The organism is Dyella marensis, assembly GCF_049532885.1.
Taxonomy (GTDB): Bacteria; Pseudomonadota; Gammaproteobacteria; order Xanthomonadales; family Rhodanobacteraceae; genus Dyella_D; species Dyella_D marensis.
The window spans coordinates 3,398,028-3,413,172 of the sequence record NZ_CP064029.1 but is presented as its reverse complement, the minus strand read 5'-3'; the positions used below and the strand labels follow the sequence as shown (position 1 = coordinate 3,413,172).

Annotated in this window: 16 protein-coding genes; 8 read left to right on the top strand and 8 right to left on the bottom strand. The window is 68.4% G+C overall.

The window, feature by feature from the left end:
- Positions 1–37: 37 nt before the first annotated feature.
- Positions 38–520, bottom strand: coding sequence for a YajQ family cyclic di-GMP-binding protein (locus ISN75_RS14675; protein ID WP_167254277.1), 483 nt, complete (start codon positions 518–520; stop codon positions 38–40).
- Between the two features lie 86 nt (positions 521–606).
- Between ISN75_RS14675 and ISN75_RS14670 the strand changes: the two genes are divergently transcribed.
- A complete protein-coding gene (locus ISN75_RS14670; protein WP_167254279.1) occupies positions 607–1,785 on the top strand; it encodes an aminoacetone oxidase family FAD-binding enzyme in 1,179 nt (392 codons plus the stop codon).
- Positions 1,786–1,859: 74 nt separating this feature from the next.
- Positions 1,860–2,738, top strand: coding sequence for an NAD(P)-dependent oxidoreductase (locus ISN75_RS14665; protein ID WP_167254281.1), 879 nt, complete (start codon positions 1,860–1,862; stop codon positions 2,736–2,738).
- Here ISN75_RS14665 and ISN75_RS14660 read toward each other — a convergent pair.
- Positions 2,735–3,229 carry a YaiI/YqxD family protein gene (locus ISN75_RS14660; RefSeq protein ID WP_343818707.1) on the bottom strand — a complete coding sequence of 165 codons (495 nt, stop codon included), beginning with the start codon at positions 3,227–3,229 and terminating at the stop codon, positions 2,735–2,737. The genes ISN75_RS14665 and ISN75_RS14660 overlap by 4 nt on opposite strands.
- The gene (locus ISN75_RS14655) at positions 3,226–4,110 is read right to left on the bottom strand and encodes a PhzF family phenazine biosynthesis protein (protein ID WP_168647067.1); all 885 of its coding nucleotides are present in this window, start codon (positions 4,108–4,110) and stop codon (positions 3,226–3,228) included. Before ISN75_RS14655 ends, ISN75_RS14660 begins: the two co-directional genes overlap by 4 nt.
- A gap of 136 nt (positions 4,111–4,246) precedes the next feature.
- Here ISN75_RS14655 and ISN75_RS14650 point away from each other — a divergent pair, with 136 nt between their 5' ends.
- The 4 genes from ISN75_RS14650 to ISN75_RS14635 all read left to right on the top strand — a co-directional run bounded on the left by ISN75_RS14650 (position 4,247) and on the right by ISN75_RS14635 (position 7,860).
- Positions 4,247–4,852, top strand: a complete 606-nt coding sequence (locus ISN75_RS14650; protein WP_167254285.1) for a rhomboid family intramembrane serine protease — start codon at positions 4,247–4,249, stop codon at positions 4,850–4,852.
- Between the two features lie 107 nt (positions 4,853–4,959).
- Positions 4,960–5,346 (top strand): hypothetical protein, encoded by a 387-nt coding sequence (locus ISN75_RS14645; RefSeq protein ID WP_167254287.1) that lies wholly within the window; start codon positions 4,960–4,962, stop codon positions 5,344–5,346.
- 103 nt (positions 5,347–5,449) lie between these two features.
- Complete coding sequence (locus tag ISN75_RS14640; protein ID WP_343818900.1) at positions 5,450–6,481, top strand: aminopeptidase; 1,032 nt, start codon at positions 5,450–5,452, stop codon at positions 6,479–6,481.
- A gap of 101 nt (positions 6,482–6,582) precedes the next feature.
- Entirely contained in the window at positions 6,583–7,860 is a 1,278-nt protein-coding gene (locus tag ISN75_RS14635; protein ID WP_167254291.1) for a dicarboxylate/amino acid:cation symporter, read from the top strand.
- Position 7,861: 1 nt separating this feature from the next.
- Here the strand turns inward: ISN75_RS14635 and ISN75_RS14630 are convergent, their stop codons facing one another.
- The gene (locus ISN75_RS14630) at positions 7,862–8,686 is read right to left on the bottom strand and encodes a cytochrome c (RefSeq protein ID WP_343818708.1); all 825 of its coding nucleotides are present in this window, start codon (positions 8,684–8,686) and stop codon (positions 7,862–7,864) included.
- A gap of 421 nt (positions 8,687–9,107) precedes the next feature.
- On the opposite strand from ISN75_RS14630, the gene pncB reads away from it, so the two are divergent.
- Entirely contained in the window at positions 9,108–10,301 is a 1,194-nt protein-coding gene (pncB, locus tag ISN75_RS14625; RefSeq protein WP_167254295.1) for a nicotinate phosphoribosyltransferase, read from the top strand.
- A 104-nt stretch (positions 10,302–10,405) separates the two neighbouring features.
- On the opposite strand, the gene ISN75_RS14620 is transcribed toward pncB, so the two are convergent.
- The 3 genes from ISN75_RS14620 to ISN75_RS14610 all read right to left on the bottom strand — a co-directional run bounded on the left by ISN75_RS14620 (position 10,406) and on the right by ISN75_RS14610 (position 13,032).
- On the bottom strand, positions 10,406–11,209 hold the full coding sequence (locus ISN75_RS14620; RefSeq protein ID WP_343818710.1) for a MetQ/NlpA family ABC transporter substrate-binding protein: 804 nt from the start codon (positions 11,207–11,209) through the stop codon (positions 10,406–10,408).
- 132 nt (positions 11,210–11,341) lie between these two features.
- A complete protein-coding gene (locus tag ISN75_RS14615; RefSeq protein WP_343818712.1) occupies positions 11,342–12,025 on the bottom strand; it encodes a methionine ABC transporter permease in 684 nt (227 codons plus the stop codon).
- A complete protein-coding gene (locus ISN75_RS14610; RefSeq protein ID WP_343818714.1) occupies positions 12,022–13,032 on the bottom strand; it encodes a methionine ABC transporter ATP-binding protein in 1,011 nt (336 codons plus the stop codon). The genes ISN75_RS14615 and ISN75_RS14610 overlap by 4 nt, the downstream gene beginning before the upstream one ends.
- A gap of 89 nt (positions 13,033–13,121) precedes the next feature.
- Here ISN75_RS14610 and ISN75_RS14605 point away from each other — a divergent pair, with 89 nt between their 5' ends.
- Positions 13,122–13,607 carry a glutathione peroxidase gene (locus tag ISN75_RS14605; RefSeq protein WP_167254303.1) on the top strand — a complete coding sequence of 162 codons (486 nt, stop codon included), beginning with the start codon at positions 13,122–13,124 and terminating at the stop codon, positions 13,605–13,607.
- Here ISN75_RS14605 and dacB read toward each other — a convergent pair.
- On the bottom strand, positions 13,592–15,139 hold the full coding sequence (gene dacB / locus ISN75_RS14600; RefSeq protein ID WP_343818716.1) for a D-alanyl-D-alanine carboxypeptidase/D-alanyl-D-alanine endopeptidase: 1,548 nt from the start codon (positions 15,137–15,139) through the stop codon (positions 13,592–13,594). The genes ISN75_RS14605 and dacB overlap by 16 nt on opposite strands.
- Positions 15,140–15,145 lie beyond the last annotated feature (6 nt).

Genomic DNA, 15,145 nt, shown 5'->3' with positions numbered 1-15,145 from the left:
GGTGGCTCACCCCAACCTACGCCGTGGCGTGGTGGCTTCAGTCGCGGAAATTGTCGAACTGCAGCGGCAGCTCCACTTCCGCCTTGCGCAGCACCTGCATCGCCAGCTGCAGGTCGTCGCGCTTCTTGCCGGTCACGCGCAGCTTGTCGCCGTTGATCTGCGCCTCGACCTTCAGCTTGGCCTCCTTCAGCGAGGCCACCAGCTTCTTGGCCACCGGCTGCTCGATGCCTTGCTTGACGGTGATCTTCTGCCGCGAACCGCCCAGGTTGGTTTCCGGATCGGCCACGTCCAGCGCCCGCACGTCGATCTTCCGCGACACCAGGCGGCCGCGCAGGATGTCCAGCATCTGCTCCAGCTGGAATTCGCTGGGCGCGCTCTGGGTGATCACGAACTTGTCCAGCTCGAACTTGGCCTCGGTGCCCTTGAAGTCGAAGCGGGTGGACAGCTCGCGGTTGGCCTGGTCGACGGCGTTGGTGAGTTCGTGCTTGTCGACTTCGGAAACTACGTCGAAGGAAGGCATGTGGGCATCTCGCAAGGGGAAAACGGTAGGGAAGTGTACGCGGGTAGGGGATAATCCGTCCCCTCGCAGCTAGGGTAGGTGATGGCGTGAAGGTGGATGTACTGGTGATCGGCGCGGGTGCGGCCGGCCTGATGTGCGCGATCGTGGCCGCGCAGCGCGGGCGCAGCGTGCTGGTGCTCGACCATGCCAACAAGCCGGGCAAGAAGATCCTGATGTCCGGCGGCGGGCGCTGCAATTTCACCAACCTGGGCGTGACGCCCGCGCAGTACCTGTCCGCCAACCCGCATTTCGCCAAGTCCGCGCTGGCGCGCTATACGCCGGCGGATTTCATCGCGCTGGTGGAAAAGCACCGCATCGCCTACCACGAGAAGGAGCTGGGCCAGCTGTTCTGCGATGAATCGTCGAAACTGATCGTGCGCATGCTGCTGGACGAATGCGCCGCGGCCGGCGCGCGCGTGGAAACCAGTTGCGCGGTGGACCGCGTGCGCAAGACCGACGAGGGCTTCGCCGTGCACACCGCGCGCGGCGAGCTGCATGCGCAATCGCTGGTGGTGGCCAGCGGCGGCCTGTCGATTCCCAGCATGGGCGCCACCGGTTTCGGCTACGAACTGGCGAAGCAGTTCGGCCATCAGGTCTTGCCCACGCGCGCCGGCCTGGTGCCGCTGACCCTGAGCGGCAAGCACCAGGAGCGCTACCAGGATCTGTCGGGCCTGGCCTTGCCGCTGGTGGAGGCGCGCGTCGGCAAGCGCGCTTTCCGCGCCGGCATGCTGTTCACCCATCGCGGCGTAAGCGGGCCGGCGATCCTGCAGATTTCCTCGTACTGGCAGCCGGGCGACGACCTGCGTATCGATCTGTTGCCCGACCAGGACGCGGCCGGTTGGCTGCATGCGCAGCGCAATGCGCGCCCGGCGATGGAGCTGAAGAACGTGCTGGGCGACCTGCTGCCGCGCCGCCTCGCGCAGCGCCTGTGCGAGCTGTGGTTCGAGAGCCGGCCGATGAAGCAGTATCGCCCCGCCGAGCTGGATGCGATCGCCGCCCAGCTGCGCGACTGGCCGCTGGTGGCGAGCGGCACCGAGGGATATCGCACGGCCGAAGTCACGCTCGGCGGCGTGGATACGGACGGACTCTCCTCCAGCACCATGCAATCGAAGCTCGTGCCCGGCCTGTACTTCATCGGCGAAGTGGTGGACGTGACCGGTTGGCTGGGCGGCTACAACTTCCAGTGGGCATGGGCCTCGGGCCATGCCGCCGGGCTGGCGGCCTGAGTCACGTGCCATCCACCTGGCGTGGCGCACGGTGACCGACCTGTGTTCCGTTTTCCCTTGCTGAGGAATTCTCCATGAAAGTCGGTTTTATCGGCCTGGGCGCGATGGGCAGCGCGATGGCCAGCAACCTGCTCAAGGCCGGTCACAGCGTGACGGTGTGGAACCGTTCGCCGGCCGCCACCGAACCGCTCGCTTCGCTGGGCGCCAAGGTGGCCAGCACGCCGGAGCGCGCGGCGCAGGGCGATGCGCTGTTCAGCATGCTGTCGAACGACCAGGCGGTGCGCGCGGTGGTGCTCGAAGGCGGCCTGCTCGAGGAGATGGACAAGGGCGCCGTGCACGTCAACCACGCCACGGTGTCGGTGGCGCTGGCGCGCGAACTGGCCGCCGCGCATGCGCAGCGCGGGATCGATTATCTCGCCGCGCCGGTGTTCGGCCGGCCGGACGTGGCGGCCGCCGGCAAGCTCAACATCGTCACGGCAGGCAAGCCCGCGGTGCTCGAACGCATGCGGCCGCTGCTGGAAGCGATGGGCAGCGCGATCTGGCCGATGGGCGAGGAACCCGAGCGCGCCAACGTGGTGAAGATCGCCGGCAACTTCATGCTCGGCGCGGCGATCGAAAGCATGGCCGAGGCTTCGGCTTTGACACGCGCGCATGGCGTGAGCGCCGGCGATTTCCTGCATCTGATGACCAGCACGCTGTTCGCCTCGCCGCCGTACCAGGGCTACGCCAAGCTCATTGCCGAACAGCGCTTCAAGCCGGCCGGCTTCGCGCTGCCGCTGGGCTACAAGGACATCAACCTGGCGCTTGCGGCCGGCGACGCCGCGCGCGTGCCGCTGCCGTTCGCCAGCGTGCTGCGCGACAGCCTGCTGGAAACGCTGGCACTGGGCGACGAGGACGTGGACTGGTCGGCGCTGTCGACCGTCGCCGCGCGCCGCGCGGGCTTGAAGGACTAAGGCGCGGCTTTGCGGGCTTGGCGCAGCCGCGCCAGCCACACGTCGAGCTGGTTGGCGAAGGCCTGCTTGTCGCGCGGATGAAAGGCGGCGGGGCCGCCGGTATCGACGCCGGCGCCGCGCAGTTCTTCCATGAAATCGCGTAGCCCCAAGCGCTGCGCGATGGTGTCGGGCGTAAACAGCTCGCCGCGCGGATGCACCGCGAGCGCGCCCTTGGCGATCACCTGCGCGGCCAGCGGAATATCCTGTGTCACTACCAGGTCGCCAGCGGCCACGCGGTTGGCGATCTCCGCGTCGGCCACGTCGAAGCCGCCGGGTACCTGGATGGCGCGTACGAAGCGCGACGGTGGCGTGCGCAGGAACTGGTTGGCCACCAGGGTGACGTGCACCTGTTCGCGCTCGGCGGCGCGGAACAGGATCTCCTTGATCGCCACCGGGCAGGCGTCGGCATCGACCCAGATCTGCGCACCCGCTTTGGCGGCGGGCAGCTTCACGGCTGGCCGTTCCAGTGCAGCGTGCCGTCGACCACGGTGTTGGTGCGGCCGCCGATCCAGACCGTGCCGTCGATGATGCGCACGCGCAGGCTGGCGTCGTGGCCGATCTCGCGGCCCTGGCTCACCGTATAGCCGGCAGCCAGCGTGCCCTGCGGCTCGGCGTGGGCGATATAGGCGGCGATCAGGCCGTTGGCGGCGCCGGAGGCAGGGTCCTCGACGATGCCCACGCCGGCGGGGAAGGCGCGCACCACCAGCTGGTAGTCCGGATGCGCGGCACGCGCGAACGCGCACAGGCCCAGGCTATCGGTGGCGCGGGCCAGCGCGCCGATGGCCGCGTGGTCCGGCTGCCAGGCGCGCAGGCTGGCCTCGTCGGCGCATTCGGCCAGCCACCAGTGGCGGCCGCCGGCGACATAGGCCGGCGGCAGCGTGCCCAGCCCAATGCCGGACAGTGCCGCGGCGAGCAGCGGATGGGCGCCGGCGCCGGTCTTCTCGACCGTGGCCTGCGGTGATTGCAAGAGCAACTGTCGGCTGTCGCCCGTGCCTTCGATGCGGATCGGCAGCACGCCGGCGCCGCATTCCTGCCACAGCACGCCGTCGCGCGGCGCGGCCAGGCCGCATTCGAGCACCGCATGCGCGCTGCCGATGCTGGGATGGCCGGCGAAGGGGATTTCCTTGTGCGGGGTGAAGATGCGCACGCGGTAGCTGGCCTCGGGACTGGACGGCGGCAGCAGGAAGGTGGTCTCGACCAGGTCGGTCCAGCGGGCGAAGCGCTGCATCTGCGCGTCGCTCCAGCCGGTGGCGTCGGTGACGACGCCGAGGTGGTTGCCGCCGCCGTGGGCAGCGGCAAAGACGTCCAGATGCAGATAGCGGATGGGGGGCATGAGGGGAAGCGTGTGGCGGGGAAGAAGCACTTAGCCGCGCATGATACGTCGCGCGGGCACGCCAGGGCGAGGTCGACAAGCTCCGGCCGGCCCGCCAAGATGCGCGCTTTGCCGTACCCGCGCACGGAAACCGTACATGCTGATCACCCTGCTGCTCATCGCCGTCAACTGCATCGTGTCCTTCATCGCGTTCAACAACGCGCGCCTGATGCAGGACCTGATCCTGTGGCCGCCGGCGATCGAGAAGAAGAAGGAATACCACCGGCTGGTGACCTACGGCTTCATCCATGCCGACTTCTACCACCTGCTGTTCAACATGATCACGCTGTTCTTCTTCGGCCGCGCGATGGAGCCGAAGTACACGGCCTACCTGGGCAAGACCGGCTTCCTGCTGTTCTACCTCGGCGCGCTGGTGGTCTCGATCCTGCCGACCTATATCGCCAACCGGCATAACGAGCGGTACCGCAGCCTGGGTGCGTCGGGCGCGGTGTCGGCGGTGCTGTTCGCCTTCATCCTGGTGGCGCCGTGGGCGCGCATCGGGGTGTTCTTCGTGCCGATGCCGGCGATCGTCTATGCGGTGCTGTACGTGATTTATTCGATCTGGATGGACCGCCACGGCCAGGACAACGTCAACCACAGCGCGCATCTGTGGGGCGCGGCGTATGGCGTGGCCTTCACCCTGGTCATGAAGCCGGACCTGGTCTCACACTTCCTTAGCGAACTGGCGCGCCCGCGTTTCTGAACGCCGCCGCCCGGGGTTCAACCGGCGCCGGAAGAGGGCGTTTCCGCTCAGTGCGCATTCAACGCACCGGGCCTAGCGTGGCGCCATCAACCTCCGCGAGGTGCCCCATGAAACGCCTGCTTGCCGGCCTGACCCTGGTTGCCGCCACCGCGGCCCTGTCGGGTTGCTACTACGATCCGGGCTACAGCTACGTCCGCAGTTCCAGCTATGTGGGCGACGCCTATTACGGCTCCGGCCGCACGGTGGTCTACGACGACGGCTATTACGCGCCGGCCTATCCCACCTATTACAGCGGCGGCTATTACGGCTGCTGCTACGCCCCGCCGGTGACGGTGGGCATCAGCGGCGTGTGGTACGGCGGCGGTTCGCGCTGGCACGACCGCGGCGGCCGCTATTACCGCGGCGGCGGCAACTGGCGCGGCGGCAACTGGAGCGGACATCGCGGCAATTGGAGCGGCGGCCGCGGCGGGCACTGGAGCGGCCACGGCCGCTGAGTCCGCCCTGGCCCGCTGAGGGCCGGCCCGGCACAATCGCTGGATGGGCTATCCGGGCAAGCTTCTGCCGCAACGACTCAACAGGCTCATCGTCCTCGTGGCGGTGGGCCTTTTGCTATCCGCCTGCGGCGGCCTGCGCTACTACGCCCACGTGGCGCACGGGCAGAGCCAGCTGCTGTTGAAGCAGCGCCCGGTCGACCGGGTGATCGCCGACCCCGCGACCAGCCCCGCCCTGGCCAGGCGCCTGGAGCTGGCCCGGCAGGCGCGCCGCTTCGCCTCGCAGCAGCTGGGCCTGCCCGACAACCGCAGCTATACCCGCTACGTGGAACTGGGCCGCCCCTACGTGGTGTGGAACGTATTCGCCACCCCGCGCTATTCGGTGGATGCCGTGCGGCATTGCTTTCCGGTCGCCGGCTGCGTGGCCTACCGCGGCTATTTCGACGAGGCCAGGGCCAAGGGCGAGGCCGCGCGGATGAAGGCGGAGGGCGACGACGTCTACGTCGGCGGCGTGTCTGCCTATTCCACCCTGGGCTGGTTCGCCGACCCCATCCTCAGCAGCATGCTGCGCTGGGACGACGACGAGCTGGCCGGCACCATCTTCCACGAGCTGGCGCACCAGCTGATCTACGTGCAGGACGACAGCGCCTTCAACGAATCCTTCGCCAGCTTCGTGCAGGAGCAAGGGCTGAAAGAATGGCGCGCCTCGCGCAAGCTGCCGCCGCTGCTGGGCCGCGAGCAGGCCGAAGACGACGGTTTTACCAGGCTGGTGCTGGATCTGCGCAACCGCCTGCGCCAGGCCTATGCCAGGGGCGGCGACGAGGCGGCGCTGGAGGCGGCCAAGCAGGCGGAGATCGCCGCGTTCCGCGAACGCTATCGGCAGTGGCGCGAGGCGAACTGGCCCGACGACCACCGCTACGACGCCTGGGTGGCGGCCCCGATCAACAACGCGCGCCTGCTGCCATTCGGCCTGTACGACCAGTGGAAACCGGCCTTTGCCGCGCTGTTCCACCAGGGCGAAGGGCAGTGGCCGGTGTTCTACGCCGACGTGCGCCGGCTGGCGAAACTGCCCAGGGATGCGCGTAACAGCGAGCTGCGCCGTCTTGCCGGGGCAACGGCCGGCGGGCAGGCTCCATAAGCCTGGATCGTTCCTGAAACGAAACGCTGTGTTGCCGTATGGACGTCCAGACGGCCATAACCGGTGTATGGTCGAGCCTTTCGCGTGCGTGGAGAAGGCCCTTGAAGCTGGTGTCCTGGTGGCTCGGTATCCGTTTCTGGAAGCGCGTGCTCGCGGGTTTCGTGCTGGGCGCGCTGGCCGGCTGGGCGTGCGGACCGGGCGCGGTGGCGTGGTTCCAGCCGCTGGGCGACGTGTATGTGGCCTTGATCAAGATGATCGCGGTGCCGCTGGTGTTCTTCGCCGTGGTCAACAGCGTATCGAGCCTGCACGGCGTGCAGCGCATGGCGGCGCTGGGCGGACGCACCTTCCTGTGGTTCGCGGTGACGGCCGCGCTGGCGGTGGGCGTGGGGCTGCTGGTCGGGCATCTGACCAACCCGGGCCTGGGCGTGGGACAACTGGCGATGGCGGCCGACTACAAGGTGCGCGAAGTGCCCTCGGCGGTGAAGGTGCTGCTAGACGTGGTGCCGACCAATCCGTTCCGTGCGCTGTCCGAGGGCAAGATCCTGCAGGTGATCTTCTTCGCCGGCCTGCTCGGCCTGGCCCTGGTGAAGATCGGCGAGAAGTCCGCGCGCCTGCGCGAGCTGTTCGGCGAGGCCAACGACGCCATGATCCAGGTCACCCGCTTCGTGCTGGAGATGACGCCGATCGGCACCTTCGGCCTGATCGCCGCCCTGGTGGCCGGCTACGGCTTCGAGAAGCTGCTGCCGCTGGGCAAGTTCGTGCTGGCCTTGTATGCCGCGTGCGCGGTGCAGATCGTGCTGGTCTACGGCGGCCTGCTGCTGGCGCACGGGCTCAGTCCGCGCCGCTTCTTCCGCGGCGTGCTGCCGGCGATGCAGGTGGCTTTCACTTCGTCCTCGAGCTTTGCCTCGATGCCGGTGGCGCTGCGCAGCGTGACGCAGAACCTGGGCGTGGCGCCGGCCTATGCCTCGTTCGCGGTGCCGCTGGGCGCCAGCATCAAGATGGACGGCTGCGGCGCGATCTATCCGGCGATCAGCGCGATCTTCGTCGCGCAGTACTTCGGCCTGACGCTGGAACCCGCGCAGTACTTCGTGATCCTGCTGGCCTCGGTGCTCGGCTCGTTCGGCACCGCGGGCGTACCCGGCACGGCTACCGTGATGGTCACCCTGGTGCTCAGTTCCGCCGGCCTGCCGGTGGAGGGCATCGGCTATCTGGTGGCGATCGACCGCGTGCTGGACATGATGCGTACCATGACCAATGTCACCGGCCAGATGCTGGTGCCGGTGCTGGTGGCGCGCGAGCAGGGGCTGCTGGATATGGACGTCTATCTGGGCGAGGCCGCTCCCACCGCCTTGCACGCGGAGCAGGAACCCGCGCGCTGACTCAGGGGCCGTGCTTGCGTCCGGCCATGTGGCGCAGGTAGGCGAGCAGGGCGTCCAGGTCGGCGTCGCCCAGCACCTTGGCGTCGAAGCCCGGCATCTTCGCCTGCGGCCAGTGGCGCAGCGACTGCGGATTGCGCACGTAGGCGCGCAGCAGGTCGGCGCGCAGGTATTCGGTGGGGTTATAGGGCACGTTGAGGTCTGGCCCCAGCCTGGCGTCGCCCTGGCCGTTGAGCGTGTGGCAGGCCAGGCAGATGCGCTGGAACACCTCGAAGCCGCGGCGTTCGGGGCTGGCGGCGGCCAGCTTCGGGTCCGGCGCCATGGCCGGGAAGCGTGCCGCCACCGCGTCGAGCTTGCGGATCGACGCCAGCTGGTAGGGCCACTGCTCGGGATTGATGCCGCCGGCCTCCGGCTGCGTCCACACCACGTAGAACGGCCCGGCGCTCTGGCTCTTGCCGGGCAGGGCGGGCCAGGGCTGGCCCGGGTCTTCAACAGCGAGCCAGGCCTGGGCGCCGTGACCGTCAAGGACGTGACCGTCCAGGATCAGTGCGGCCGGCACCTCGGCGGCGAAACCATCGCTGGCGACGAACTGCAGGTGGTCGCCCGCCGCCGCCCCGGCCAGCAGCGCCTTCAGCGGCACGGCGCGGTAGCGCATGGCGCGGTGGTAGGCGACGTCCTGGGGGATCTCGATGCCGCGGGTGTCGGGGCGCGCGGCCAGCTGGCGGCTGTCCAGCGTCTGCACGCCATGGCCCAGGTCGATCTTGAGCTCGGCGGCGCCGGCGGGCAGGGCGATCAGGAGTGCGAGCAGGCACAGGCGGCGCAGAAGCATGGGTGGTTCCCGGGAAGGAAAGCGCGGCATTGTGGCATGCGCTTTCCGGCCGGCACGGCCGCGGAGGCCGATGCCTGCAGCTCGAAACCCGTTCCCGGATTTTGCCCGGGTTTTCCGAAGCTGGCGGAAACCTGAACCGATCTAAATCCGCTCTTGAACTATGTCCGGCCCGACCGCACTAACCACTCGTATCGCCGTGAGGCGAAATGAGATGGGGCAGAAGACCGCGCCATCGGGGGCCGCCTCTGTTTCTCCCCCTCTTTGTTGAGGACGGCCTGACAAGACCCCGGTAGCTACTCCCCTGGCTACCGGGGTTTTCATTTTTCCGGCCCTTGGAAAGGTTCCCAGGCTCGCGTTCCAGCGCGGCGCACGGGGATAATCGCGGACGGCTCGCGCCGCTTCCTTCCCCGCCGGATACCCGATGATCATCCGCTCCCTGCTCGACACCGACCTGTACAAGTTCTCCATGATGCAGGTGGTGCTGCACCACTATCCGGCCGCCCAGGTCGAATACCGCTTCAAGTGCCGCAACCCGGGCATCGACCTGGTGCCGTACATCGAGGAAATCCGCGCCGAACTCGACGCGCTGTGCAGCCTGCGCTTCAGCGAGGAAGAGCTGAACTACCTGCGCTCCTGGCGCTTCATCAAGAGCGACTTCGTCGACTTCCTCGGGCTGTTCCAGCTCAATGCCAAGTACGTGAGCATCGAGCCGGCGGCCAGCGGCAACGGCGAGATCGAGATCCGCATCGTGGGGCCGTGGCTGCACACCATCCTGTTCGAGGTGCCGCTGCTGGCCATCGTCAACGAGGTGTACTTCCGCACTACGCATCCTGGGCTCGGCCTGGACGAAGGCCGCCAGCGCCTGCGCGACAAGATCGCCCTGCTGCGCGACACGCCCGGCTACGAAGGCTGCCGCATCGCCGACTACGGCACCCGCCGCCGCTTCTCGCGCGAGTGGCAGGCCGAGGTGGTGGAAGCGCTGCGCGACGGGCTGGGGCCGAAGCTGGCCGGCACCAGCAATGTGTGGCTGGCCTGGAAGCTGGGCCTGACCCCGCTGGGCACGCTGGCGCACGAATACCTGCAGGCGCACCAGGCGCTGGGACCGCGCCTGCGCGATTCGCAGGTGGCCGCGCTGGAAACCTGGGCCAAGGAGTACCGCGGCGACCTGGGTATCGCACTGTCCGACGTCTACGGCCTCAACGCCTTCCTGCGCGATTTCGACATGTACTTCTGCAAGCTGTTCGACGGCACCCGCCACGACTCCGGCGACCCCTTCGCCTGGGGCGAGCGCGTGCTGGCGCACTACCGCGCCAACCGCGTCGACCCCAGCAGCAAGGTGCTGGTCTTCAGCGACGGCCTGGACATCCCCAAGGTGATGCAGCTGTACCAGCACTTCCGCGGCCGCTGCCTGCTGGCCTTCGGCGTGGGCACCAACCTGACCAATGACGTGGGCCCGGCGCCGCTCAACATCGTGATCAAGATGATCCGCTGCAACGGCCAGCCGGTGGCCAAGCTCAGCGATTCGCCGGGCAAGAACATGTGCGAGGACAAGGCCTATGTGGCGTATCTGCGGCAGGTGTTCGAGATACCCGCGCCGGCTGAAGAAGCCGCCTGAGAGACAGGTTGCGGTTCGCCACACGCTCGTCATTCCGGCCTGCGCCGGAATGACGAGCAAAAAAAAAGCCGGGCCAGGCCCGGCTTTTTCGCAGGTAACGCCGCTCAAAACGCCGGCAGCACCGCACCCTGGTACTTCTGCTCGATAAAGGCCTTGATCTCCGGGCTGGTCAGCGCCTTGGCCAGCTTCTGCACGCGCGGGTCGTCCTTGTTGTCGGGGCGGCCGACCAGGTAGTTCACGTAGGGCGAATCCTTGCCTTCGATCAGCAGCGCGTCCTTGGTCGGATGGAGGCCGGCGGCCAGCGCGTAGTTGGTGTTGATCAGGGCCAGGTCCACTTCGTCGAGCGTGCGCGGCAGCATGGCCGCTTCCAGCTCGCGGAACTTCAGGTGCCTGGGATTGGCGGTGATGTCCTTCTGCGTGGCCAGCTCGTCGTTCGGATCCTTCAGCGTGATGATCCCGTGGTGCGCCAGCAGGAGCAGGGCGCGGCTGTTGTTGCTCGGGTCGTTCGGCAGGGTGACCGTGGCGCCGTCGGGCAGGTCGGCGATGTTCTTGAGCTTGCGCGAGTAGGCGCCGAACGGCTCGATATGCACGCCGGTAACAATGGTGAGCTGGGTGCCGCGCTGGCGGTTGAATTCGTCCAGGTAGGGCTTGGTCTGGAAGTAATTCAGGTCGATCGCCTTCTCGGCCACCTGGGTATTGGGCTGCACGTAGTCGGCGAAGACCTTGATCTCCAGCTCCACTCCTTCCTTGGCCAGCAGCGGCTTGACCTGCTTGAGGATCTCCGCGTGCGGCACGGCGGTGGCGGCGACCACCAGCTTCTGGCTGCCGCCGGCAGCGTCGCCGGAACCGGAGGACGAGCACCCGGCCAGCGCGAGCAGGGCGGCGAGGGCGAGGAGCAGCTTCTTCATGGGCGTCGGAATCCTTGATGCGATGCACAAGAATAGCCGTCCATACGGCCGCTTGCAAAGCCGGCCCGATGGCTGGCCCGATGGCTGGCGCAGGTTGGGGTGAGCGCAGCGAACCCCAACACCAAGCTGGCCTCAATGCCGGGTATAGCGCGCCACCACGCGGTCGCCGACCATCTGCAGCAGCTGCACCAGCACGATCAGCAGCACCACCGTGACGAACATGTAGTCCGACTTGTAGCTCAGGTAACCGTAGCGATACGCCAGGTCGCCCAGCCCGCCCGCGCCGATCGCGCCGCCCATCGCGGTATAGCCGACCAGGGCGATGGCGGTGACGGTGGTGCCGGCGATCAGGCCGCCGCGGGCTTCCGGCAGCAGCACGTGCAGCACGATCTGCCAGGTGCTGGCGCCCATCGCCTGGCTGGCCTCGATCACGCCGCGCTGCACTTCGCGCAGCGCCGTTTCCACCAGCCGCGCGAAGAACGGCGCGGCGCCGATCACCAGCGGCGGGATCGCGCCGCGGATGCCCAGCTTGGTGCCGACCAGGGCATAGGTCAGCGGCATCAGCACGATCATCAGGATGATGAAGGGGATCGAGCGCAGCACATTCACCACCAGCGACAGCGCCGCATAGAACGCCGGCATCGCGCGCAGCTGGCCCTTGCCGGTGAGGTACAGCAGCACGCCCAGCGGCAGGCCGATCAGCACGGTGAGGGCGAGCGAGCCGCCCAGCATCAGCAAGGTGTCGATGCAGGCGTGGCCGATCTCCGCCCAGTCGTCGATGTTCGGAAACAGGCTTTGCAGCAGGGGCGCGCTCATCGGGTCAGTTCCTCGATCTCGATACCGGCGGCGCGCAATGCCACCAGCGCCTGGTCCACGTTGTCGCCCTGCATCGCCAGGGTGAGCTGGCCGTAGGGCAGGTCCTTGATGCGGTCGATGCGGCCGGCCAGGATGTTGAAATCCACGCCGGTGTCGCGCGCCACGCGGCCCAGCGCCGGCGTCCACGTCGCCTCGCCGCGGAACGACAGGCGCAGGATGCGGCCCGGCACGTGCGTGTACGGCGCCAGTTCGCCGGCGGCTTCCTCCGGCAGCGCCTCGTTGACAAAACGCTTCGTAGTGGGGTGCTGCGGATGCAGGAACACGTCCGCCACCGCGCCGTGCTCCACGATGCGGCCGGCGTCCAGCACCGCCACGCGGTCGCACACGCGGCGCACCACGTCCATCTCGTGGGTGATCAGCACGATGGTGAGTTTCAGCTCGCGGTTGATCTCGGCCAGCAGCTCCAGCACCGAGGCGGTGGTCTGCGGGTCGAGCGCGCTGGTCGCTTCGTCGCACAGCAGGATGGACGGCCGGTTGGCCAGTGCGCGGGCGATGCCGACGCGCTGCTTCTGGCCGCCCGAAAGTTGCGCCGGGTATTTGGCCGCATGGGCTTCCAGGCCCACGCGGCGCAGCAGTTCGTCCACGCGTGCGGCGATCCTGCCGGCGTCGCGCTCGCCGGCCAGGCGCAGCGGGAAGGCGATGTTGTCGGCCACCGTCTGCGAGGCGAGCAGGTTGAAGTGCTGGAAGATCATGCCGATGCGCCGCCGCTGCGCGCGCAGCGCGGCATCGCCCAGGGTGGTCATCTCGGTGTCGCCGATGCGGATGCTGCCGCCGCTGGGGCGCTCCAGCAGGTTGATCAGGCGGATCAGCGTGGACTTGCCCGCGCCCGAATGCCCGATGATGCCGAACACCTCGCCGTCGGCGATGTCCAGGCTGAAGGGCTGCAGGGCGGGGATGTCCTTGCCGTCGACGCGGTAGGACTTGTGGACATCGGCAAAGCGGATCACGACGGGCCTTGGACAGTGACCGGGAGGCGGCATTCTATGCCACGCGGGGCTTTGGCGTAGACTGCCGCCACCCTTGACGGAGCTTTGCCATGACCACGGTCTACGACTTCAGCGCGCGCGACATCGACGGCAACGAGCGTTCCCTCGCCGACTGGCGCGGCAAGACCCTGCTGATCGTCAACGTCGCCTCCAAGTGCGGCTTCACCCCGCAGTACGAGGGCCTGGAAAAGCTGTGGCGCGCCGGCCGCGACCGGGACCTGGTGGTGCTGGGCTTCCCCTGCGACCAGTTCGGCCACCAGGAGCCCGGAGACGAGGCCGAGATCAAGAACTTCTGCAGCCTCAGCTACGACGTCACCTTCCCGATGTTCGCCAAGATCGAGGTCAACGGCGCCGGCACTCATCCGCTCTACAAGTGGCTGAAGAGCGAGGGCAAGGGCATCCTCGGCAGCGAGGCGATCAAGTGGAACTTCACCAAGTTCCTGGTCGGTCCCGACGGCGAGGTGGTGAAGCGCTACGCGCCCACCGATACACCGGAAAAGATCGCCAAGGACGTCAAGGTTCAATTGGCCGGCTGAGCCGCTACGGCTTTCTGTGGCAGCGGCGCTTCCGCGCGCAGCCCGGCCAGCATTTCGGCGATCGCATCGATATCGCGGCTGGCGCCGGGCGCGCCGGCCGGCGGGTCGTAGTTGTTGAGCATGATGGCGAACGCCAGGCGTTCGCCGCCGGCGGTAGTGACATAGCCGGCCAGGCAATGCACCAGCGACATGCTGCCGGTCTTGGCGCGCAGGTTGTTGTTGGCCGGCGTGTCGCGCATGCGCCACTGCAAGGTGCCGTCCACGCCGGCCAGCGGCAGCCCTTCGAACAGCACCGGCGCATACGACTGCGCGGCGAGGAAGGACAGCAGGCGCGCCATCGCGTTCGGCGTGCTTAGGTCGCGGCGCGACAGGCCGGTGCCTTCCTCGATCACCGTGCTGCCCGGCGGCAGGCCCATCTGTTCGAGCAGCTCGCGCAGGCCGCGCATGCCCCAGTTCTCGGTGCTGAGAAAGCCGCTGGGCGGCGAGGGGCCTTGCATCGCCGCGGCCTGCGCGCGCACGCCGGCGATCAGCAGCAGGTTCTGCAGATACAGGTTCTGCGAGCGCTTGAGGCCGCGCTGGAGAATCTCGCCGACGGGCGGCGATTGCACTTCGGCGATGATCTTCGCGTCCTCGCGCAGCTCTTCGTCGCTCTGCGGCCAGTGCAGCGCGCGCACGCCGCCTTGCAGCGCCACGCCATGCCGCGCCAGCGCGCTGCGCAACTGCTCGCCGGCGAACAGCGCCGGATCGTACGCGGCCAGCTTGAAGCGCTGCGGCGGCGTGCGCGCGGCGATGCTGCCGAACGCATACAGCGTGCGGTCGCCCGGCGCGCGGTAGAGATTGATGTCGTTGCGCACGCCGCGCGCGCTGGTGGCGATGCGGTTGGCGACCTCGGGCACGGCGCCGGCGGGGTCCAGCGTCACGATCGCCGGCCGGCCTTCCGCGCCGGGGGCGACCGTCACTTCGACCTGGTTTTCCTGCACGCTCAGCGCGGACGTGGGCACGGCGAACCAGCTCTGCAGGTCCGATGCTTCCCAGCCCGAACCCATCGACGGACTGGCGAAATAGCTGTCGTCCGCGACCAGCCCGCCTTTGACGGTGCGGATGCCGCGCGCCGCCACCTGCTGCGCCATGTGTTCCGCCCAATCCGCCGTGGCGCGGTCCGCACCCAGGGTGGGGTCGCCCATGCCGTAAAGGATCAGCGGGCCGTCCAGCACGCCGTTGCGCACCTGCTCGCCGGCCAGCAGGCGGGTGGGGATGCGGTAGTCGGCGCCGACCTCGCTCAGCGCCAGCGCGGCGGTGAACAGCTTGGCGGTGGAGGCGGTCTGGTACAGCCGGTCGCCGTCGTGCGCGTACAGCGTGCGGCCGCTGTCCAGCGACACCACCGCGATGCCCCAGCGCGCGCCGGCGAAGCGCGGCTGCGCGATCTGCGCGTCGATGCGCGAGGCCAGCGACGAGGCTTCGTCGGCACGGGCGGCGCCGCACAACGCGGCGAACAGGGCGAGCAGGGAGCTGATCCGTAGCAGTTGGTTCATGGCGCG